General features: G+C 64.4%; 16 protein-coding genes. 8 read left to right on the top strand and 8 right to left on the bottom strand.

Annotation, left to right across the window (positions count from 1 at the left end):
- The gene (locus BKX93_RS23160; RefSeq protein ID WP_021477931.1) at positions 1-735 is read right to left on the bottom strand and encodes a response regulator; all 735 of its coding nucleotides are present in this window, start codon (positions 733-735) and stop codon (positions 1-3) included.
- Entirely contained in the window at positions 732-1,961 is a 1,230-nt protein-coding gene (locus BKX93_RS23155; protein WP_046155957.1) for an EAL domain-containing response regulator, read from the bottom strand. Before BKX93_RS23155 ends, BKX93_RS23160 begins: the two co-directional genes overlap by 4 nt.
- Positions 1,962-2,242: 281 nt before the next feature.
- Here BKX93_RS23155 and fliW point away from each other — a divergent pair, with 281 nt between their 5' ends.
- Together fliW and BKX93_RS23145 are read left to right on the top strand one after the other, a co-directional pair.
- Complete coding sequence (gene fliW, locus BKX93_RS23150; protein ID WP_070981574.1) at positions 2,243-2,686, top strand: flagellar assembly protein FliW; 444 nt, start codon at positions 2,243-2,245, stop codon at positions 2,684-2,686.
- Positions 2,683-3,252, top strand: coding sequence for a DNA-3-methyladenine glycosylase I (locus BKX93_RS23145; protein WP_070981573.1), 570 nt, complete (start codon positions 2,683-2,685; stop codon positions 3,250-3,252). The genes fliW and BKX93_RS23145 overlap by 4 nt, the downstream gene beginning before the upstream one ends.
- Before the next feature lie 80 nt (positions 3,253-3,332).
- On the opposite strand, the gene clpB is transcribed toward BKX93_RS23145, so the two are convergent.
- Positions 3,333-5,912, bottom strand: a complete 2,580-nt coding sequence (gene clpB / locus BKX93_RS23140; protein ID WP_046167849.1) for an ATP-dependent chaperone ClpB — start codon at positions 5,910-5,912, stop codon at positions 3,333-3,335.
- Positions 5,913-6,069: 157 nt separating this feature from the next.
- Here clpB and BKX93_RS23135 point away from each other — a divergent pair, with 157 nt between their 5' ends.
- Together BKX93_RS23135 and mnmC are read left to right on the top strand one after the other, a co-directional pair.
- Entirely contained in the window at positions 6,070-6,543 is a 474-nt protein-coding gene (locus tag BKX93_RS23135; RefSeq protein WP_046167848.1) for a hypothetical protein, read from the top strand.
- A 97-nt stretch (positions 6,544-6,640) separates the two neighbouring features.
- Positions 6,641-8,623 carry a bifunctional tRNA (5-methylaminomethyl-2-thiouridine)(34)-methyltransferase MnmC2/FAD-dependent 5-carboxymethylaminomethyl-2-thiouridine(34) oxidoreductase MnmC1 gene (gene mnmC / locus BKX93_RS23130; protein ID WP_046167847.1) on the top strand — a complete coding sequence of 661 codons (1,983 nt, stop codon included), beginning with the start codon at positions 6,641-6,643 and terminating at the stop codon, positions 8,621-8,623.
- Between the two features lie 6 nt (positions 8,624-8,629).
- On the opposite strand, the gene BKX93_RS23125 is transcribed toward mnmC, so the two are convergent.
- Positions 8,630-9,055: an acyl-CoA thioesterase gene (locus BKX93_RS23125; RefSeq protein ID WP_186009467.1), complete on the bottom strand. Its 426-nt coding sequence runs from the start codon at positions 9,053-9,055 to the stop codon at positions 8,630-8,632.
- 377 nt (positions 9,056-9,432) lie between these two features.
- Between BKX93_RS23125 and crcB the strand changes: the two genes are divergently transcribed.
- From crcB to BKX93_RS23110, 3 genes are all read left to right on the top strand, one after another.
- Entirely contained in the window at positions 9,433-9,813 is a 381-nt protein-coding gene (gene crcB / locus BKX93_RS23120; protein WP_046155951.1) for a fluoride efflux transporter CrcB, read from the top strand.
- A gap of 129 nt (positions 9,814-9,942) precedes the next feature.
- The gene (locus BKX93_RS23115) at positions 9,943-10,395 is read left to right on the top strand and encodes a hypothetical protein (RefSeq protein WP_052729148.1); all 453 of its coding nucleotides are present in this window, start codon (positions 9,943-9,945) and stop codon (positions 10,393-10,395) included.
- 63 nt (positions 10,396-10,458) lie between these two features.
- The gene (locus BKX93_RS23110) at positions 10,459-11,874 is read left to right on the top strand and encodes a Dyp-type peroxidase (RefSeq protein WP_070981571.1); all 1,416 of its coding nucleotides are present in this window, start codon (positions 10,459-10,461) and stop codon (positions 11,872-11,874) included.
- A 66-nt stretch (positions 11,875-11,940) separates the two neighbouring features.
- On the opposite strand, the gene gltX is transcribed toward BKX93_RS23110, so the two are convergent.
- Together gltX and BKX93_RS23100 are read right to left on the bottom strand one after the other, a co-directional pair.
- Positions 11,941-13,329: a glutamate--tRNA ligase gene (gene gltX, locus BKX93_RS23105; protein WP_186009561.1), complete on the bottom strand. Its 1,389-nt coding sequence runs from the start codon at positions 13,327-13,329 to the stop codon at positions 11,941-11,943.
- An 86-nt stretch (positions 13,330-13,415) separates the two neighbouring features.
- Positions 13,416-14,042, bottom strand: coding sequence for a LysE family translocator (locus BKX93_RS23100; RefSeq protein ID WP_070981567.1), 627 nt, complete (start codon positions 14,040-14,042; stop codon positions 13,416-13,418).
- A gap of 224 nt (positions 14,043-14,266) precedes the next feature.
- Here BKX93_RS23100 and BKX93_RS23095 point away from each other — a divergent pair, with 224 nt between their 5' ends.
- A complete protein-coding gene (locus tag BKX93_RS23095; protein WP_070981565.1) occupies positions 14,267-15,694 on the top strand; it encodes an aminotransferase-like domain-containing protein in 1,428 nt (475 codons plus the stop codon).
- A 16-nt stretch (positions 15,695-15,710) separates the two neighbouring features.
- Here the strand turns inward: BKX93_RS23095 and BKX93_RS23090 are convergent, their stop codons facing one another.
- On the bottom strand, positions 15,711-16,430 hold the full coding sequence (locus BKX93_RS23090) for a hypothetical protein (protein WP_144408831.1): 720 nt from the start codon (positions 16,428-16,430) through the stop codon (positions 15,711-15,713).
- A gap of 336 nt (positions 16,431-16,766) precedes the next feature.
- Positions 16,767-17,672, bottom strand: a complete 906-nt coding sequence (locus BKX93_RS23085) for an EAL domain-containing protein (RefSeq protein WP_083340656.1) — start codon at positions 17,670-17,672, stop codon at positions 16,767-16,769.
- Between the last annotated feature and the right edge of the window lie 10 nt (positions 17,673-17,682).

The raw sequence follows: 17,682 nt of genomic DNA, 5'->3' as shown, positions 1-17,682 counted from the left end.
CTAATGCCTCGCAACGGATGGATTGGCTGCCGCCTCATCGCTGTTCGCGACATAAATCAGCGCGACGCCGTAACGCTCGCTGAAATCGCGCAGCACGTTCAACTGGTTGGCCGAAATGCTGGCGCCGCGGGGCAGCAACAGGTGTCCGGCCTTGCTGCGCAGATCGCGGGCCAGCACCGAGCCGGGCTTGACCGTGTCCAGCGACAGGCATTTCTCCGCCGGCTCGTCCTGGGAAACCGGCGCGCGGGTCTCGAACAGCCGGCCGAATACCTTCTTGTCGTACTCCGTGCCGGTGGCGACATGGTAGTAGCTGAACGGATCGATCTCAGGCCGGTTTCGGCTCATCGCCACCTGTATCGATTTCTCCACTTCCGCCGGCTTAGGCGGCTTCACGACGAAGCCGTCGGCATGCAGCTGGCTGGCGAGCACCACATTGGTTCGATCCGCGTGCCCGGACAGGAAGACGAAGGGGAGATTGGACGCATTGGCCGTATGGCCGCACCGCAGCTCCTTGAGCAGATCCATGCCGTTCATCGGCTGCATCTGCACATCGCACAACACGATGTCCACGCCCCGGATATCCAAGAGACGCATGGCCGTGGTGCCGTCCGCGGCCTGGAAGATGCGGTCCTGCTTGATGCCCATGCTCTGCAGAGCCTGGGAAATCAGCGACCGGACCAAGGTCTGATCGTCTACGATCATGATGCGCAGTCGGGCCAGGTCGACAGAGCTCATCGCGCGCCCTCCATCGGACTGCCGATGAGCGCGGGGCTGCCCTCCTGCACGGCGGCCACCTCCAACGGCAATTCATCCTCCGGCACGATCATCGACACCGCGTCGCCTGCTCCCAAGCCGCACCCCATGGCCTGCGCCAACGCGATGTCCTCCTCATCCTCCAGACCGGTGGCGCACACCGGCGTCTGCCCCAGGCCGAAAGACTTCAACAGGCGGAAGGCGCCGGGGTCCTCTCCCAACAGCGCCTTCATCCACTGCAGCGCCTCCAGCGGCACGTTGACCTGATCGAAAGGCAAACGCATCAGGTTGCTGACCGTCAGCGAACCCTGGCCGAACCCGTCCGCCAGCAGGTGGAAACCCAGATACTTGATCTTGGAGATATTCTCGAAGCACACGGCGTCGGAACGCCGGTTCAGCCCGTCGGCCAGCTCGAACCCCAGACAGGCTGGCGAGACCTCGTATTGCTGCAACGCCATGAAGCAACGGTCGAACACATTGTCGGCGCACAGGCAGGCCTCATCGATCCGGATATCCACCCGGCAATCATCGATGCCCGCGGAGAGGCGAATGTGCTGCAGCAGGCGCGCCGTGCGCTCCACCACGATTTCCAGCAGGGCGGCTGAGGCCATCCTTCTCCCCGCCAGCAAGGCCAGCAGGCGGTCGAACGCCAGCCTTCTGCCATCAGGCAACCGCAGCGCGCGCAGGGAAAAGGACGCCAGCTTATGGCTGGACAAGGAACGCACAGGCGCGAATTCCATCCGAAAACTCTCCCCGCCCAGCTCGGCCAGCAACTGGGCGATATCGTCAATCAGCGGCACCTCGCTGCGCTCCATCTCGTTGAATATGCTGTTGAGCGAGGAGACGAAGGCATCGGCGGAGTAAGGTTTGGACAGAAAGCGCGTGCAGCCGATGCCCAGGTTGATCGACATGTCGGCTATGGTCTGCAGGGTTTTGCCGTCATAGCCGGAAATGATGAGCAGCGCGGACTGATACCCCAGCCGCGCCACGTTTTTGATGAAATCGATCCCGTTCATGCCGGGCATGCCGATATCGGTGATCACCAGGTGGTAGCCGCCCTCGCCGATGCTGCGCAGCGCTTCGGCCGGGTCGCTGAACTCATCTATCTCCACGGCGAACCGGCTGAAGAAGCTGGCCTGCCGCGAAATCAGCTTGCGCAGCACCAGCTGATCATCAAGTATCAGGAAGCGCTTCGGTTTCAGGTCCATGCCACGTTGCCCCTTCCAGACGGGCCGGACCCGGAGCGCCGGACGCCGGGTATGCCGCCTTGCCGATAGATGAACGCTGCGTGAAAACCGCGAGACGACACGCGAAAAACGGCCCTGTCTATAACTCTAGATTTAAGACATTCGCGTAATGTCACGTAACGCAATACCATGTATAGGCTGACAAATTTGCCAGCACAAGCGGGGCCTGAGCGCGCCGTCGCGGCAAGGACCGCGCTCGGGTATCATTCCCGACGGAACCCACTTCCGCACAGGAGAACGCCATGCGCTTCGATTCCAACCAGCTCGGCAACGTCGAGGTTGATGAAACCACCGTCATCACTTTCCCGCAGGGCATTCCCGCGCTGGAAAACTGCACCCGCTTCAAGCTGTTCCACGACATCACCCACCCGGTGCCGCAAATGTACTGGCTGCAATCGCTGGACGATCCCGGCATCACTTTCAGCCTGGCGCTGCCCGAGAGGCTGGGCGTGCGCTTCCAGATCGAGCTGTCGGATGAGGAGGTCGCGCAGCTCCAGCTCCAGGAGCCGCAGGACGCCGCCATCCTGCTGATGCTGTACCGCCCGCTGGACCAGCAGCGCGAATCCCACCCCGCGCTCGGCGCGCTGCAGGCCAATCTGTGCAATCCGCTGGTGATAGGCCTGTCGTCGCGGCGCGGCATCCAGAAAACCGGCCTCAAGATCGACATCCTGCTGCATACGCTATGAACGAGACCCAACGCTGCCCCTGGTGCGGCGACGATCCGCTATACATCGCCTACCACGACGAGGAATGGGGCCGCCCCGAACGCGACGACCGCAAGCTGTTCGAGATGCTGATTCTGGAAGGCGCGCAGGCCGGGCTGTCTTGGATCACCATCCTGAAAAAACGCGAAGGCTACCGCGCCGCCTTCCACGGCTTCCATCCGGAAAAAGTGGCGGCGATGACCGACGACGACGTGGAGCGGCTGATGCAGAATCCAGCCATTGTCCGCAACCGGCTGAAAATCCATAGCGCCATCCGCAACGCCAAGGTGTTTCTGCGGATGCAGCAGGAGCACGGCAGCTTTGCCGACTGGCTATGGGCGCACGTGGACGGCAAACCCATCCTGCGGCGCCGCGGCGACGAGCGGGTGCCGGCCAGCACCGAACTGTCCGACCTCATCAGCAAGGCGCTGAAGAAAGCCGGCATGAATTTCGTCGGCAGCACGGTGATCTACGCCTATCTGCAGGCCTGCGGCGTGGTCAACGACCACCTGCCCGGCTGCTTCCTGCACACGGCGCGCGCCGGCTGAGCCCGACGCTCCGCCATGCAAAACGGCCGCTTGCGCAAGCGGCCGTTTCTTCATACCCCGGAAGGAGAGCGGAACAAGGCTCAATCAAAAGCCAGCCGTCCCTCGCGCGCCTCCACCATCACCGTGGACTTCGGCGGGTACTTGCCGGCCAGAATGGCCTTGGCCAACGGATTCTCCAGCTCCGCCTGTATCGCCCGTTTCAACGGCCGCGCGCCGTAGACCGGGTCGAAACCGACCTCGGACAGCAGCGCCAGCGCCTCGCCGCTGATCTGCAGATTCAGCTCCAGCTTGGCCAGCCGCGCCTCCAGGCCTTTCAGCTGGATGCGGGCGATGGACTGGATATGCTTCTCGTCCAGCGCATGGAACACCACCACCTCGTCGATGCGATTGACGAACTCAGGCCGGAACTGGGTTTTCACCTCGGCCATCACGGCCAGCTTGATCACCTGGTAGTCGTCGGTGGCCATCGCCTGGATCTGCTGGCTGCCGATATTGGACGTCATCACGATCACGGTGTTCTTGAAATCCACGGTGCGCCCCTGGCCATCGGTCAGGCGGCCGTCGTCCAACACCTGCAGCAACACGTTGAACACATCCGGATGCGCCTTCTCCACCTCGTCCAGCAGGATCACGCTATACGGCTTGCGGCGCACCTGCTCGGTGAGGTAGCCGCCCTCCTCGTAGCCGACATATCCCGGCGGCGCGCCGATCAGCCTCGCCACCGAATGCTTCTCCATGTACTCGGACATGTCAATGCGGATCAGGTGGTCTTCGCTGTCGAACAGGAACCCCGCCAGCGTCTTGCACAGCTCGGTCTTGCCGACGCCGGTCGGCCCCAGGAACAGGAAGGATCCGTAAGGCTTGTTCGGATCGGCGAGGCCCGAGCGAGAGCGGCGGATCGCGTCGGCCACCGCGGTCACCGCCTCATCCTGCCCCACCACCCGCTGGTGCAGCACATCTTCCATATGCAGCAGTTTCTCGCGCTCGCCGGTCAGCATCTTGGACACCGGGATGCCGGTGGCGCGGCTGACCACCTCGGCGATCTCCTCCGCCCCCACCTGGGTGCGCAGCAGGCGGTTGGGCTTGGCCTGCTCGCCGCTGCCGGCGGCTTCAGCGTCCTTCAGGCTGGCTTCCAGCTTGGGCAGCTTGCCGTACTGCAGTTCCGCCAGCTTCTGCCAGTCGCCCTTGCGCTTGAGGTCTTCCATCTCCACCTTGAGGCGGTCGATTTCCTCCTTGATGGTCTGGCTGCCCTGGGCGGCGGCTTTCTCCGCCTTCCAGATTTCCTCCAGGTCCGCATATTCGCGCTGCAGGCGCCCGATTTCCTCCTCGATCAGCTGCAGGCGCTTCTGCGAGGCCTCATCGCTCTCGCGCCTCACCGCCTCGCGCTCGATCTTCAGCTGGATCAGCCGGCGGTCCAGCTTGTCCATCGACTCCGGCTTGGAATCCAGCTCCATCTTGATCTTGGACGCGGCCTCGTCGATCAGGTCTATCGCCTTGTCCGGCAGGAAGCGGTCGGTGATGTAGCGCTGGGACAACTCCGCCGCGGCGACGATGGCCGGGTCGGTGATGTCGACGCCGTGATGGATTTCATACTTTTCCTGCAGGCCGCGCAGAATGGCGATGGTGTCCTCCACCGACGGCTCGCCGACCAGCACCTTCTGGAAGCGGCGCTCCAGCGCGGCGTCCTTCTCGATGTACTTGCGGTATTCGTCCAGCGTGGTGGCGCCGATACAGTGCAGCTCGCCGCGCGCCAGCGCAGGCTTGAGCATATTGCCGGCGTCCATCGCGCCCTCTGCCTTGCCCGCGCCCACCAGGGTATGGATTTCGTCGATGAAGATCAGCGTCTGGCCGTCGTCCTTGGCCAGATCGTTCAGCACCGCCTTCAGGCGTTCCTCGAACTCGCCGCGGAATTTGGCGCCGGCGATCAGCGCCGCCAGATCCAGCACCAAGAGGCGCTTGTTCTTCAGGCTTTCCGGCACTTCGCCGTTGACGATGCGCTGCGCCAGCCCTTCGACGATGGCGGTCTTGCCCACGCCCGGCTCGCCGATCAGCACCGGATTGTTCTTGGTGCGGCGCTGCAGCACCTGGATGGCGCGGCGGATTTCGTCGTCGCGGCCGATCACCGGGTCCAGCTTGCCCTGGCGGGCGCGCTCGGTCAGGTCCATCGTGTATTTCTTCAGCGCCTCGCGCTGGCCTTCGGCGTCGGCGCTGGAGACATTTTCGCCGCCCCGCACTGCGTCTATCGCCGCCTGGATCGACGCATGCTGGCCGCCATGCTCTTTCAGCAAACGGCCGGTCTCGCCCTTGTCCTGGCTCAGCGCCGACAGGAACAGCTCGCTGGCGATGAAATCGTCGCCCAGCTTCATCGCGATCTTGTCGGTCACATTGAGCAGATTGGCCAGATCCCGCGACACGGTGATCTCGCCGCCATTGCCCTGCACGCGCGGCAGCCGCTCGACGGCCAGCTTGAGGCCGGCCTTCAGCGCCGGCACATTGACCCCGGCTCGCGCCAACAGGCCGCCTATGCCGGCTTCAGCGTCATCGAGCATCGCCAGCAGCAAGTGCTGCGGCTCGATGAAAGGATTGTCGCCCGCCACGGCGAGGCTCTGGGCATCCCCCAACGCTTGCTGGAATTTTGTGGTCAGCTTGTCGAATCGCATGGTGTCGGTTCCCTGGATGATCTGTCGATAACTTGCATTTTGGGGAGGTCGATGGCCATTTCAAGAGTTGCCAAACGCCTGGAATTGACTACGCTCAAATCATTCAATGACGTTCAAATAAAAAGACGCAGCCACCATCGCTCAGCAAGGGGAAGCCATGACGCGTATCTCATTGATCACCGCCGCACTGCTCATCTCCACCCCATCCGTCCAGGCCCAGGATTTCTCGCTTCTGCTGTTCGGCGCCTCGCTTCATCATGGCTGCACCACCTGCAACCTCAATCAAGACAATCCCGGCGCGGGCCTGGAATGGGCATTCGCGGGCAATCAGGATAATGGCCGCTGGTTCGCCCGCGCCGGCGTCTATCGCGACTCTTTCCGCAAAGAGGCCAATTTCGTCACGCTGGGCTGGCGGCGAGAATGGGAAATCCTCGGTCCGATCTTCGCCGGCGTCGGCCTGCAAGCCGGCTATCTGCATGGATCGGGCCACAACGGCCCTGCCGCGCTCCCGACCATCAGCCTGGGAAGCAAATCTTTCGCGTTGGAGGTCGGCTACTTGCCCAGGGTCAACGTAGGCAGCCACCACCCCAAGACCTCGGTCACCACCCTCAATCTGCGCTGGACCTTATGATCCTCTCAGGCTTGGACACACCTGATCGGCATGAGACAATGGCGCCAAATCGACCTACCCTTCCCGCCGGCCCGCCGTGGCCGGCGCAGACCACATAATGACCCACTCTCACGCTCAACTCGTCTGGCAAGACGGCCAGCCCATGTCCGCCGTTTTCGGCGACGTGTATTTCTCCCGCGCCTCCGGCCTGGAAGAGACGCGCCACGTCTTTCTTCGCCATAACCGGCTGGAGGAACGTTTCGCCGCGCTGCGGCCGTCCGGCTCCTTCACCATCGCGGAAACCGGCTTCGGCACCGGGCTGAATTTCCTTTGCGCCTGGCAATGCTTCGACGCGTGCGCGCCGGCCGGCGCCAGGCTGCATTTCGTCAGCGCGGAAAAATTTCCGCTGACGCCGGCCGACCTGGCCCAGGCGCTGGCGCTATGGCCGGAGCTCTCTGCATTCGCCACCCCGCTGCTGGCGCAATACGATGTCCTGACGCCGGGCTGGCACCGCTTCGTGCTAGCCGGCGGCAGGGTGACCCTGACGCTGATGATAGGCGACGTGCTGGACGTGCTGCCGCAGCTAGACGCGCGCGTCGACGCCTGGTTCCTGGACGGTTTCGCGCCCTCCAAAAACCCCGACATGTGGCAGCAGCCGCTGTTTCAGCAGATGGCGCGCCTGTCCTCGCCGGGCGCCAGCTTCGCCACCTTCACCAGCGCGGGCGCGGTGCGGCGCGGCCTGGCCGAGGCTGGCTTCGAGGTCAAAAAAGCGCCGGGCCACGGCCACAAGCGCCACATCGTCCACGGCGGAATCGCCACCCCGCCCGACGCCGGCTGGCAGGAACCCTGGTTCGCCCGGCCCGAACCGCGCTGGCGCGAACGCAGCGTCGTCGTGGTCGGCGGCGGCCTGGCCGGCGCATCCACCGCCAACAGCCTGGCGCAACGAGGCTGGCAGGTGACTGTGATCGAAAGAATGCCCCAGCTCGCCAGCGCCGCCTCCGGCAATCCGCAGGGCGTGCTGTACACCAAGCTCTCCCCCCACCTGACGCCGCTGACCCGGCTGGTGCTGTCCGGCTACGCCTACAGCCTGCGCGCGCTGCGCGGCCTGCTGCCGGAAGGCGCCGACTGGCAAGCCTGCGGCGTGCTGCAACTGGCACATGACGCCAAGCAAGCGGAAAAACAGCAGGGGCTGGCCGGACTGGAGTTGCCCGAAACCGTGATGCGGCCGCTCGACCAGGCGGCGGCCAGCGAGCTGGCCGGCACGCCGCTGCCGTCCGGCGGGCTGTTTTTCCCGCAGGGCGGCTGGGTGCACCCGCCCGCGCTGGTGCGCAAGCTGGTCGAACACCCGAATATCGTAGTCAAGACCGGCCGCACCGCGCTGACGCTGGATTACGACCCTTCGCAGCGCAGCTGGACCGCAAGCGACGAGCGCGGCCCGCTGGCGGTGGCGTCCGTGGTGGTGCTGGCCGGCGCGGCGGAAACCGCGCAGTTCGACAGCACGCGGCATCTGCCGCTGAAAAAGATTCGGGGACAGGTCACCAGCGTCGCCGCCAGCGAGGCCAGCAGCCGGCTGCGCACCGTGCTGTGCGGCGAAGGCTACATCTCGCCCGCCCGCGGCGGCCGCCACTGCCTGGGCGCCACGTTCAAGTTCGATGCCGACGATCTCGCCGTCCACGACGACGAGCATGCGGAAAACCTGGCGATGCTCGCCGGACTGGCGCCAGAGCTGCGCGCCAGCCTGGAAAAGGACGCGCCGGAACAACTGGAAGGGCGCGCCGCCTTCCGCTGCACCAGCCCGGACTATCTGCCGCTGATCGGCCCGGTAGTGGCCGCCCGCGACTTCGTCCGCGCCTACCGCGAGCTGGCCCGCGACGCGACGCTGGAGCTGGCGGAGACATGTCCGTGGGCCGATGGCCTGTACGTCAACGCCGCCCACGGCTCCCGCGGCCTGATCACCGCGCCGCTGTCGGGGGAAATCCTGACCTCGCTGCTGGAGGGAGAGCCGGCGCCATTGCCGGCCGATCTGATGCGGGCCGTCCATCCATCCCGCTTCCTGCTGCGCGACCTGATCCGCCGAAAACTGGACCTGGACGCGCCCTGACCGGACTCAAACAGTGGCCGTCGAACGCTCGATCGCCTCCCGGATCGCGTCCGGGATAGGCACCGACTGCTCGGCCTTGTAGTCCACCCAGACCAGCAGCACTTCGGCGCTGGCGTAGACCACTCCCGGATCGTCGCGGCGATAGAAATGGTGGCGCAGCTTCAGGCTGCTGCGCCCCAGTTTTTCCAGCTCGATGGTGATGTCCAGCGTGGCGGGATAAGTCAGTTGCTTGCGGTAAACGCAGCTGGTGCTGGCCAACACCGGACCGATCCCCTCCGGCTCGATGCCGAATCCCATCCCCTGCAGCCACTCGATGCGGATCTGCTCAAGGTAGCGGAAATAATACGTGTTGTTGAGATGCCCCACCGCATCCATGTCTCCCCAGCGCATGCTGATGGTGCGCGTGTCCAGCACCGGCAACGGCGTCGTCAAGGCTAGCTCCCGACTGTTTGAAAGACTTCATGATAACGGCAAAAACGGGATGCTAGGCCTATTTGCCGATTCTTTTGCGAAAGTGTTAAATACAGGCCGTTTTGATTACACCCCGTCACACAAGCCATCAACAATCATGCTACGGAAAAGGCTGGCGCATCGGGATAATGCGTCTTGTCCGGTTCACGATCTCCAACGGGATCGAGAGCGGGACATGATCGATGCCAGGTCTCCGACCGAGCCTCGATCACCTGAGCGAAGGTGCAATTCAGAGCCCCCCTGGGGCTCTTTTTTTTGCCCTCGCGCGCCAAGCCGCGCTAGTCGAACCCGCCACGCAGATGCACAATGGCCATCATTGCCCTTCATCCCCTGCCGCCATGTGGAAATCCGTTTTCGCCATCGCCATCGGCGCCGCCGCCGGCGCCCTGCTGCGCTGGTTCCTCGGCCTGCGCCTGAACAGCCTGTTCCCCTCCCTGCCGCCTGGCACGCTGGCCGCCAACCTGATCGGCGGCTACATCATCGGCGTGGCCGTGGCCCTGTTCGCCGACATGCCGGCGCTGTCGCCGCTGTGGCGCTTGCTGATCATCACCGGCTTCTGCGGCGGCCTGACCACTTTTTCCACCTTCTCCGCCGAAGTGGTGGATCTGCTGCGCCAGGGCCAGTTGCAGCCGGCGCTTGCAGCCATCGCGACGCATGTCAGCGGCTCTCTGCTGATGACCATGGCCGGCATCGCCAGCTGGCAGTGGCTGAAGCGCTGAACCCCGCGCATCCGGCGGCAAATGGCCGCCGGCGCCCCGCAACGCGGGCGCTACGTATTCAACACCATATCAAACAGACTATCTGCTTCCTATGTTTCAACCTCCAACAAACCTGTCGCGGAGGAAAACATGGCCAATCCCCTTACCCTGCTGATGCCGGTGGCGCCCCACGCGGACCTGATCGCCCTGGCCGCCACCGTCAAGGAAAATCAACCCAAGCTGCACGCGGCCCTCACCGCAATCGGCACCGTGCACTACGCCCGCACCCTGCTGCTGGACCGCGCCGTCACCAATCTGCAGCCGGGCATCAGTCCCAGCAAGGCCTATGTCCTCGCCGTCATCACCGAATACGACGGCAGCTTCGACAAATACATCCAGGACTTCGTGAAAGAGGTCGGCCCCATATTCGATGCCTTGCTGCGCTTCGTGGACGGGGCTGAGAAGCTGATCCCAGTGGCCAACAACACCTCCGCCTTCACCGCCTTCATCGCCAAGAACGACGCCTCCCAGCACGATCTGAACCAGGGCCTGTACCAAGCCTACGACGCCACCGTGCAGACGATTCTGGCCTCCTTGCCCTAAACGCTGCGCACCGTCTCCGATGCGGCCGCCGACGGCGCGCCGCATCTTTCTCCCGGAGCGACCATGAACATCCCATTCGACGACGTACAAGGCACCATCCTGCGCGGCTACCGGGTGGAGCGCGCCCGCCACTTCGTCCTGCGCATCGATGACAAGGCCGGCGCAGGCGAACTGATCCTCAAGCTGGTGGACGGACAACTGGGACTCCCGCCGATCACCACCGCCCAGCGCGGCCAGCAAAAGCCGATCCACTTCCTGAACATCAGCTTCACCCGCGTCGGCTTGTCCCAATTGGGGATCAGCGACGCCCAGCTGCAGACCTTCGACGCCTCTTTCTACAAGGGCGCCACCAATCCGGACGTCGCCGCCGAGGTCGGCGATTGCGACGACAGCGCGCCGCAAAACTGGATAGGCGGCCTGAACGACGGCTGCCAGGTCCACGCGCTGCTCAGCCTGTGGGTGGACGGCGGCGAGGCGCCGCTGGAATCGGCGTCGGCCGCGTTGCGCCGCGCCTTCGCAGAATACGGCGTGACCGAGCTGTCCGCGCAGGATGCCGTGGCCCTGCCGGACAACCGGGTGCACTTCGGCTACCGCGACAGCATCGCCCAGCCCACCATCGACGGCGCCCCGCCGCGCAAGCGCAGCATCCCTGACGATCAGCCATCGGTGGCCACCGGCGAGTTCCTGCTCGGCTACCTCAATGAAAGCGACGGCTACTACTCGCTGCAACCGGAGGAGCTATCCCTCAACAGCAGCTTCGCCGCCTTCCGCATCCTGGAACAGGATGTCGCCGGCTTTGAAAGCTTCCTGCAGACCTATGCCGGCCAGTTGGGCATGGACGCCGAAATGCTGGCAGCCAAGGTCTGCGGCCGCTGGCGCAACGGCAACCCGCTGACCCTGATGCCGACCGATGAAGGCTCCACGCTGCCGCCGGATCAGCTCAACGCGTTCCACTATGTCAGCAATGACGCGAAGCAGGACGACACCCTGGGCTTGAAGTGCCCGATAGGCTCGCACATACGCCGCAGCAACCCGCGCGACGGCGGCGTGGTGGGCGCCGGCAGCCCCTCGCACCGCATCGTGCGCCGCGCCATGCCCTATGGCCCGGAATACGATCCGGCCAAGCCGGACCAGCAGAAACGCGGCCTGGTCGGCTATTTCATCAACGCCAGCCTGAGCAACCAGTTCGAATTCTTGACCAGCCAGTGGATACTGGACTCCCAATTCGTCAAATCGGCCACCGGCCCCGGCGGGTCGGAACAAGGCAACGCGGTGTTCAACATCAGCGGGGAGGATGTTTTCCTCGGCGTCAATCACGTGGACCAAAGCTCCTTCACCGACGCCCGGCCCGGCGCCAAGGGGCACGGAAACAAGCGCATCACCGGCTTCCCCCGGCTGATCCACACCCGCGGCGGCGCCTATTGCTTCTTCCCCAGCATCAGCGGCCTGCGCTACCTGGCCACGCTGGCTTCCGGCTGACGGCAAACAAAACCCCCGCGGCCCATCAGGGCGGCGGGGGTAGGCTGATGCCGATCTTCCGGAAAATCAGCCGCGGATGCGGCGCAGCACCTCGTCCTTGCCGATCAGGGCCAGCACCGCGTCCACCGACGGCGTCTGGGTGGTGCCGCACACCAGCACGCGCAGCGGCATGCCCAGCTGGCCCATCTTGATGCCTTCGTCTGCGCAGAACGGCTTGAACAGCTCGTGGATGGATTCGGCGGTCCAGGCTTCCAGCGCGGCCAGACGATCGGCGAAGCGGCCCATGCGCTCAACGGCGTCGCCGGCCAGATGCTTCTCTACGTCGGCGACGGCTGGCTCGCGCTTCTTGTAGAAGTAATCGACTTCCAGCGCCAGCGCGTTCAGATCCTGCACACGCTCCTTGACCAGCGCCAGCACGTCGCCGATGGCCGGGCCGCTGGCAGTGTCGACATTGGCGGCGGCCAGGCGTGGCGCGATCAGCTCGGCCAGCCGGCCATTGTCGGCGGCTTTGATGTGCTGGGCGTTCAGCCACATGAATTTTTCCTGGTTGAAGCGGCTGGCGGACGGGCTCACCGCCTCCAGGCTGAACCACTCGACGAACTGCTCCATGCTGAAGAATTCGTCGTCGCCGTGGCCCCAGCCCAGGCGCGCCAGGTAGTTCAGCAGCGCTTCCGGCAGAATGCCCTTGTCGGCGTAGTCCACCACGCTGACCGCGTCGCGGCGCTTGGACATCTTCTGGCCGTCTTCATTCAGGATCATCGGCAGATGGCCGTACACCGGCAGCGGCGCGTTCAGCGCCTGCAGGATGTTGATCTGGCGCGGGGTGTTGTTGACGTGGTCGTCGCCGCGGATCACATGGGTGATCCGCATGTCCCAGTCGTCCACCACCACGCAGAAGTTATAGGTGGGGCTGCCGTCCGGGCGGGCGATGATCAGGTCGTCCAATTCCTCGTTGGAAATCTCGATGCGGCCCTTGACCGCGTCGTCCCAGGCCACCACGCCGGAAAGCGGGGTCTTGAAGCGCACCACCGGCTGCACGCCTTCCGGGATGGCCGGCAGGGTTTTGCCGGCTTCCGGACGCCAGCGGCGGTCGTAGCGCGGCTTGTCGCCGCGGGCTTCCTGCTCGGCGCGCATCGCCTCCAGCTCTTCCTTGCTGCAGTAGCAGTGGTAGGCGTGGCCGCTGGCCAGCAGTTGCTGGATCACTTCCTTGTAGCGGTCGAAACGATGGGTCTGGTAGAACGGACCCTCGTCATAATCCAGGCCCACCCAGTGCATGCCGTCCAGGATCGCCTTCACCGATTCCGGCGTGGAGCGCTCCAGATCGGTGTCTTCGATGCGCAGCACGAACACGCCGTTGTTTTTGCGGGCGTAAGCCCAGGAGAACAGCGCGGTGCGCACGCCGCCGATGTGCAGGTAACCGGTGGGGCTGGGGGCGAAACGGGTACGGATCATGATGGGTTGGACTCTGAGAAAAACACAAAGGCGTTATTGTACGCCGCCAACAAAAAAGCCCGCAAACGCGGGCTCGGGAAAAATCGGGTTCAGACCATCAAGGCGGCCAGCGAGTGGGCCGGCAGCATCTCCGCCAGCAACCATACTGCGGTCAGCGCCAGCATCGCCGCCATGCCGCAATTGAAGGCCCGCAGCCGCAGCGGCGAGTCCAGGAAACGGCGGATGGCGACGCCGGAGCCGGCCCACGCCGCGATGCACGGCAGGCTGGTGACGAAGGACACTATGGCGAACACGCCGGCCGCGTGCCAGGGATTCATCTGAGCCGGCAGGAACACCATCACCAGGTTGAAGCCCATCAGCCACACCTTGGGATTCAGCCAGTTGAACATCAGTCCGCCCCAGAAGCCCATCGGCCGCGCGCCGGCGTCGCCCGCCTTGGCCTTGCCGGCGCGGGCCAGGTTCCAGGACAGCCACAACAGATAAACGCAGCCAGCGATGGCCAGGTAAAGCTGCAAGGACGCCATCAGCGACATCAGCGCGCCCAGGAACAGCGACAACAGGCCGATTTGCAGCGACAGGCCCAGCGCCATGCCCAGCAGGGACGGCAGCGTGCGGGAAAAGCCGAAATTCACGCCGGACGAGGCCAGCACCAGATTGTTGGGGCCTGGGGTGATGGACATCACCAGCAGGTAAGTGACAAGCGCAAGCAGATTCATGACGACTCCCGAAACCGCGGCCGGCAACGCGCCGGATCCTCCGGGGCAGATCCCCGATTCAAGGTCGTCATGTTAGGCGTTTTGACTGGACAATTACAGATTCAGAAAAATAGAATTGAGACCATAACAGTTTTGAATTGACCAAACTGTTATGGTCGGTTTCATTCAAAACTGTACCGAAGCCCAAAACAATCTGTACCTCATACCCTGCCGAGGAGCTCCGCATGAGCGGCGAGACGCTGTACCAGCAACTGGTCAACGAATGGACAGAACTGATCCAAAACGGCACCGTGCGCCCGGGCGAGCGCCTGCCTTCGGTGCGCAAGGCCTGCGCAATACACAAGGTCAGCCCGTCCACCATCCTTCAGACCTACCGCATGCTGGAGGACCGCGGCCTGATCGAGGCCCGGCCGCAATCCGGCTTCTACGTCAAAACGGCCGCCAGCCTGCCGCTGCCCCGGATGCGCCGCCAAAGCGCCGTCCACCACACCGGAGAAGTGGTGGACCAGATCGAAGCGGTGATGGGGGTGCAGAACCAGGCCGACTTCATCGACCTGTCGCTGGCCAGTCCGCGCGGCAGCGACTTCTACCCCACCACCCGCTTCAAGCACATCATGGGCCGGCTGCTGCGCCAGCAGCCGGAGCTGACCACCGACTACCCCTTTCCGCCCGGCTCGGAACGGCTGCGGCGCCAGATCGCCCAGCGCGCGGTCAGTTGGGGCTGCGTGCTGGCGGCGGACGAACTGGTGATCAGCAACGGCTGCACCGAGGCGCTGCAACTGGCGCTCAGGGCCGTCTGCAAGCCCGGCGACACCGTCGGCGTGGAGTCGCCGACCTATTTCGCGCTGCTGCCGATGCTGAAAGATCTGGGCCTGGCGGTGATCGAGATCCCCACCCATCCCACCAGCGGCCTGGCGCTGGACGCGCTGGAGCTGTTGTTGTCGGAAAAGCGGCTGAACGCCATTGTCGCGATGCCCACCGTGCACAATCCGCTGGGCAGCACCATGCCGCCCGAGGCCAAGCGGCGGCTGGCGCAGCTAGTCAACGACTATCAGGTGCCGCTGATCGAGGACGCGCCGCACGCCGAGCTGTTCTACGGCGCCGCGACGCCGGACGCGGTCAAGGCTTACGACCGCGACGGTTGGGTCCTCTTGTGCTCCAGCTACAGCAAAACATTGGCGCCGGGCTTTCGCATCGGCTGGATCGCGCCAGGCCGCTTCCTCAGCGAGGTGCGGCGGCTGAAATTCTCCAGCAGCCTGGGCCAGCCGGCGCTGCTGGAGGAGACATTGGCCGAATACCTGGAAAGCGGCGGCTATGACCACCACCTGCGGCTGATCCGCCGCCACTTCATCAGCCAGATGGAAAAACTGCGCGGCGCGGTGGCTCAGCACTTCCCGGACGGCACCCGCGCCACCCTGCCCTCCGGCGGCTGCCTGCTGTGGGTGGAGTTGCCCAGCCACGCCGACACCATGGAGCTGTTCCACGCCGCGCTGGCCGAACGCATCACCGTGGTGCCCGGCGCGATGTACTCGGCCAAGGGGCGTTACCGCAACTGCCTGCGGCTGTCGTGCTGCTATCCGTGGAACGATGCCTACCAGCGGGCGCTGGTCCGGATTGGGGAACTGGCGGGAGAGCTGGCCGGGCGCGGCTGAGCACCGATCCTGACGGCTACGCCTCGCCGGCAGCAGCCGGAGCCGGCTGCACGCTCTTGCGCCGCGGCGCCGGCGCGGGTATCAGCGAAGCGTTCAATGACGCGATATCCATGAACTCATGCAGCATATCCAAGCCGCGCGTGGAGGCCTCCTGCTTGAGCTCGATGTTTTTTTCCTCCATTCGCAGCGTTTCGCGGATAGCCGCCAAAATATCTTCCTTTCGCGTCGCACCATCGTCCTGCTCCAGCTCCTCCAGCCGGTACAGCAGGTGTTGCACGATCATGCGCGGCGAGCCGTCCCGTTCGCTCTCCGCTTGGTGCTCGTATGACTTCAACAGATCGTCCACCTCGCGCGCGATGATCTGCACCTGCGGCTCGGGCTTCACCTGCTTGCGCTCCCAATGCGATACCGCCACCTTGCGCCGGCCGAACAATTGAGCGAAAGAATCCTGATTGATCGCCAGCCGCAGCCGCAGCGTCGGCATATCCACTTGCCCGAACGGAAACCGCTCTGGGTGGGCCGCATACCAACGCACCAGGTTGGCGATGGCGCCATCCACCGGCCGCTCGGCGTTCTTCTTGACGATGGTGGACCAGCGGCCGTGCGTCTGTATCCCCAGCGCGGCCAAAGCCTGCGCCACCGTGGCGCCGAAGTAATCCTTGAATGTGTCCAGATCGCGCCCGAGAATCGGCCTGTCCATCGGGAAGGAAAGGACTCTCGGCAGTCGGGAAGCCATAGGCGATTCCTGCGCCGAAGCCTTATGCTCTGCCGGAAGAAGCGATTGTTGTTCAGTCATTTACACCTCAATACGATATGCGATACGCCGCTTGGAATGATTGGAGTATACCGCAGCCCCTAGACCGGCTTCTCTGAGAGCCTGTTTAAAGTCGTGTACGGGCTGCATTCTCCTTAGATGGCTGCCAAGCGCGCAGTTCGCCCTCGTCCAGCCTCTAATCCGAAGCGGCAAATAGAAAAAGCCAGTCGGCATTCGACTGGCTTAACCGCGTAAGCATGCCCGTTTCAAACCAGGCGCAGCAACGCCTCCCCCTCCAGCTCCGGCGAAACAATCAAGTCATCCGGCGCGCTTCAGCGGCGCAAGCGCCAAAAAGCCGATGAACTCCTCCGCCGACACGGCAGGCGTGGACAGAAAGCCTTGCCAGGCATCCGCGCCCATTTCCCGGAGCGCGGCCAGCTCCTCCGCCGTTTCCACGCCTTCGCACACGCTTTGCATGCCCAGATCGCGAATCATCCGAATCAAGTTGCGCATGATGATATGGTCGCGTGCAACGCTCAACACCTTTCGGGTAAGGCCGCGGTCTATCTTGACCGTGTTGGCCGGGATATGGCGCAGATGAGCCAGGATGGAATAACCGGTGCCGAAATCGTCGATCGCCAGCCTCAGCCCGAGCCGACGCAGTTGGCGGGCGATATCGGCCATCGCCGCCATATCGGGAGAAAAGTACGACTCGGTGATTTCCAGCTCGATCAACGAGGGCGCGATGCCGGTTTCGCCGAGCAAGCATGCCACCCTCGCCGGCAAGGCGGGCGTCAGCTGCCTCGCAGACAAATTGATCGCCATTTTGAAGCCCGCCGGCAAACAGCCCGCATCCTGCCAGGCGCGCAATGTCCGCATGACGTGCGCCATGCTCCAGTCGCCCAGTTCGACAATGAAGCCATCCCGCTCCGCCAGCGGAATGAAGTCTGCCGGGCTCACCCATCGCCCCAAAGCGCTGCTGTTCCAGCGCATCAAGGCCTCGGCGCCGATCACGCGCCCGCTGCGGCAATCCAGCTGCGGCTGGTAGTGCATGCGGAATTCGCCGTCGCGCAGCGCGCGGGCAAGCCCCGCGTTGGATGGCGGTTCATAGCCGAGTCCCGCCCGCCCGGAGCCGCTCCAACCGGTCGACGGCGCGGGGGCGCCGCCCACCCAACCGGCGCCCCCGCGCCTACCGGCTGCGCCTATGCCTTGATGCTCAACCATCCCAGCACTC

Origin of the sequence: Chromobacterium vaccinii, assembly GCF_001855275.1 — a bacterium.
Taxonomy (GTDB): domain Bacteria; phylum Pseudomonadota; class Gammaproteobacteria; order Burkholderiales; family Chromobacteriaceae; genus Chromobacterium; species Chromobacterium vaccinii.
The sequence above is the reverse complement of the archived record's forward strand: the minus strand, read 5'-3'. Positions and strand labels throughout refer to the sequence as shown.

Excerpts from the sequence above, each read along its gene's own strand:
- BKX93_RS23160 (WP_021477931.1), bottom strand. The coding sequence starts at position 735 with ATGAGCTCTGTCGACCTGGCCCGACTGCGCATCATGATCGTAGACGAT.
- BKX93_RS23155 (WP_046155957.1), bottom strand. The coding sequence starts at position 1,961 with ATGGACCTGAAACCGAAGCGCTTCCTGATACTTGATGATCAGCTGGTG.
- fliW (WP_070981574.1), top strand. The coding sequence starts at position 2,243 with ATGCGCTTCGATTCCAACCAGCTCGGCAACGTCGAGGTTGATGAAACC.
- BKX93_RS23145 (WP_070981573.1), top strand. The coding sequence starts at position 2,683 with ATGAACGAGACCCAACGCTGCCCCTGGTGCGGCGACGATCCGCTATAC.
- clpB (WP_046167849.1), bottom strand. The coding sequence starts at position 5,912 with ATGCGATTCGACAAGCTGACCACAAAATTCCAGCAAGCGTTGGGGGAT.
- BKX93_RS23135 (WP_046167848.1), top strand. The coding sequence starts at position 6,070 with ATGACGCGTATCTCATTGATCACCGCCGCACTGCTCATCTCCACCCCA.
- mnmC (WP_046167847.1), top strand. The coding sequence starts at position 6,641 with ATGACCCACTCTCACGCTCAACTCGTCTGGCAAGACGGCCAGCCCATG.
- crcB (WP_046155951.1), top strand. The coding sequence starts at position 9,433 with ATGTGGAAATCCGTTTTCGCCATCGCCATCGGCGCCGCCGCCGGCGCC.
- BKX93_RS23115 (WP_052729148.1), top strand. The coding sequence starts at position 9,943 with ATGGCCAATCCCCTTACCCTGCTGATGCCGGTGGCGCCCCACGCGGAC.
- BKX93_RS23110 (WP_070981571.1), top strand. The coding sequence starts at position 10,459 with ATGAACATCCCATTCGACGACGTACAAGGCACCATCCTGCGCGGCTAC.
- BKX93_RS23100 (WP_070981567.1), bottom strand. The coding sequence starts at position 14,042 with ATGAATCTGCTTGCGCTTGTCACTTACCTGCTGGTGATGTCCATCACC.
- BKX93_RS23095 (WP_070981565.1), top strand. The coding sequence starts at position 14,267 with ATGAGCGGCGAGACGCTGTACCAGCAACTGGTCAACGAATGGACAGAA.
- BKX93_RS23090 (WP_144408831.1), bottom strand. The coding sequence starts at position 16,430 with ATGGCTTCCCGACTGCCGAGAGTCCTTTCCTTCCCGATGGACAGGCCG.
- BKX93_RS23085 (WP_083340656.1), bottom strand. The coding sequence starts at position 17,672 with ATGGTTGAGCATCAAGGCATAGGCGCAGCCGGTAGGCGCGGGGGCGCC.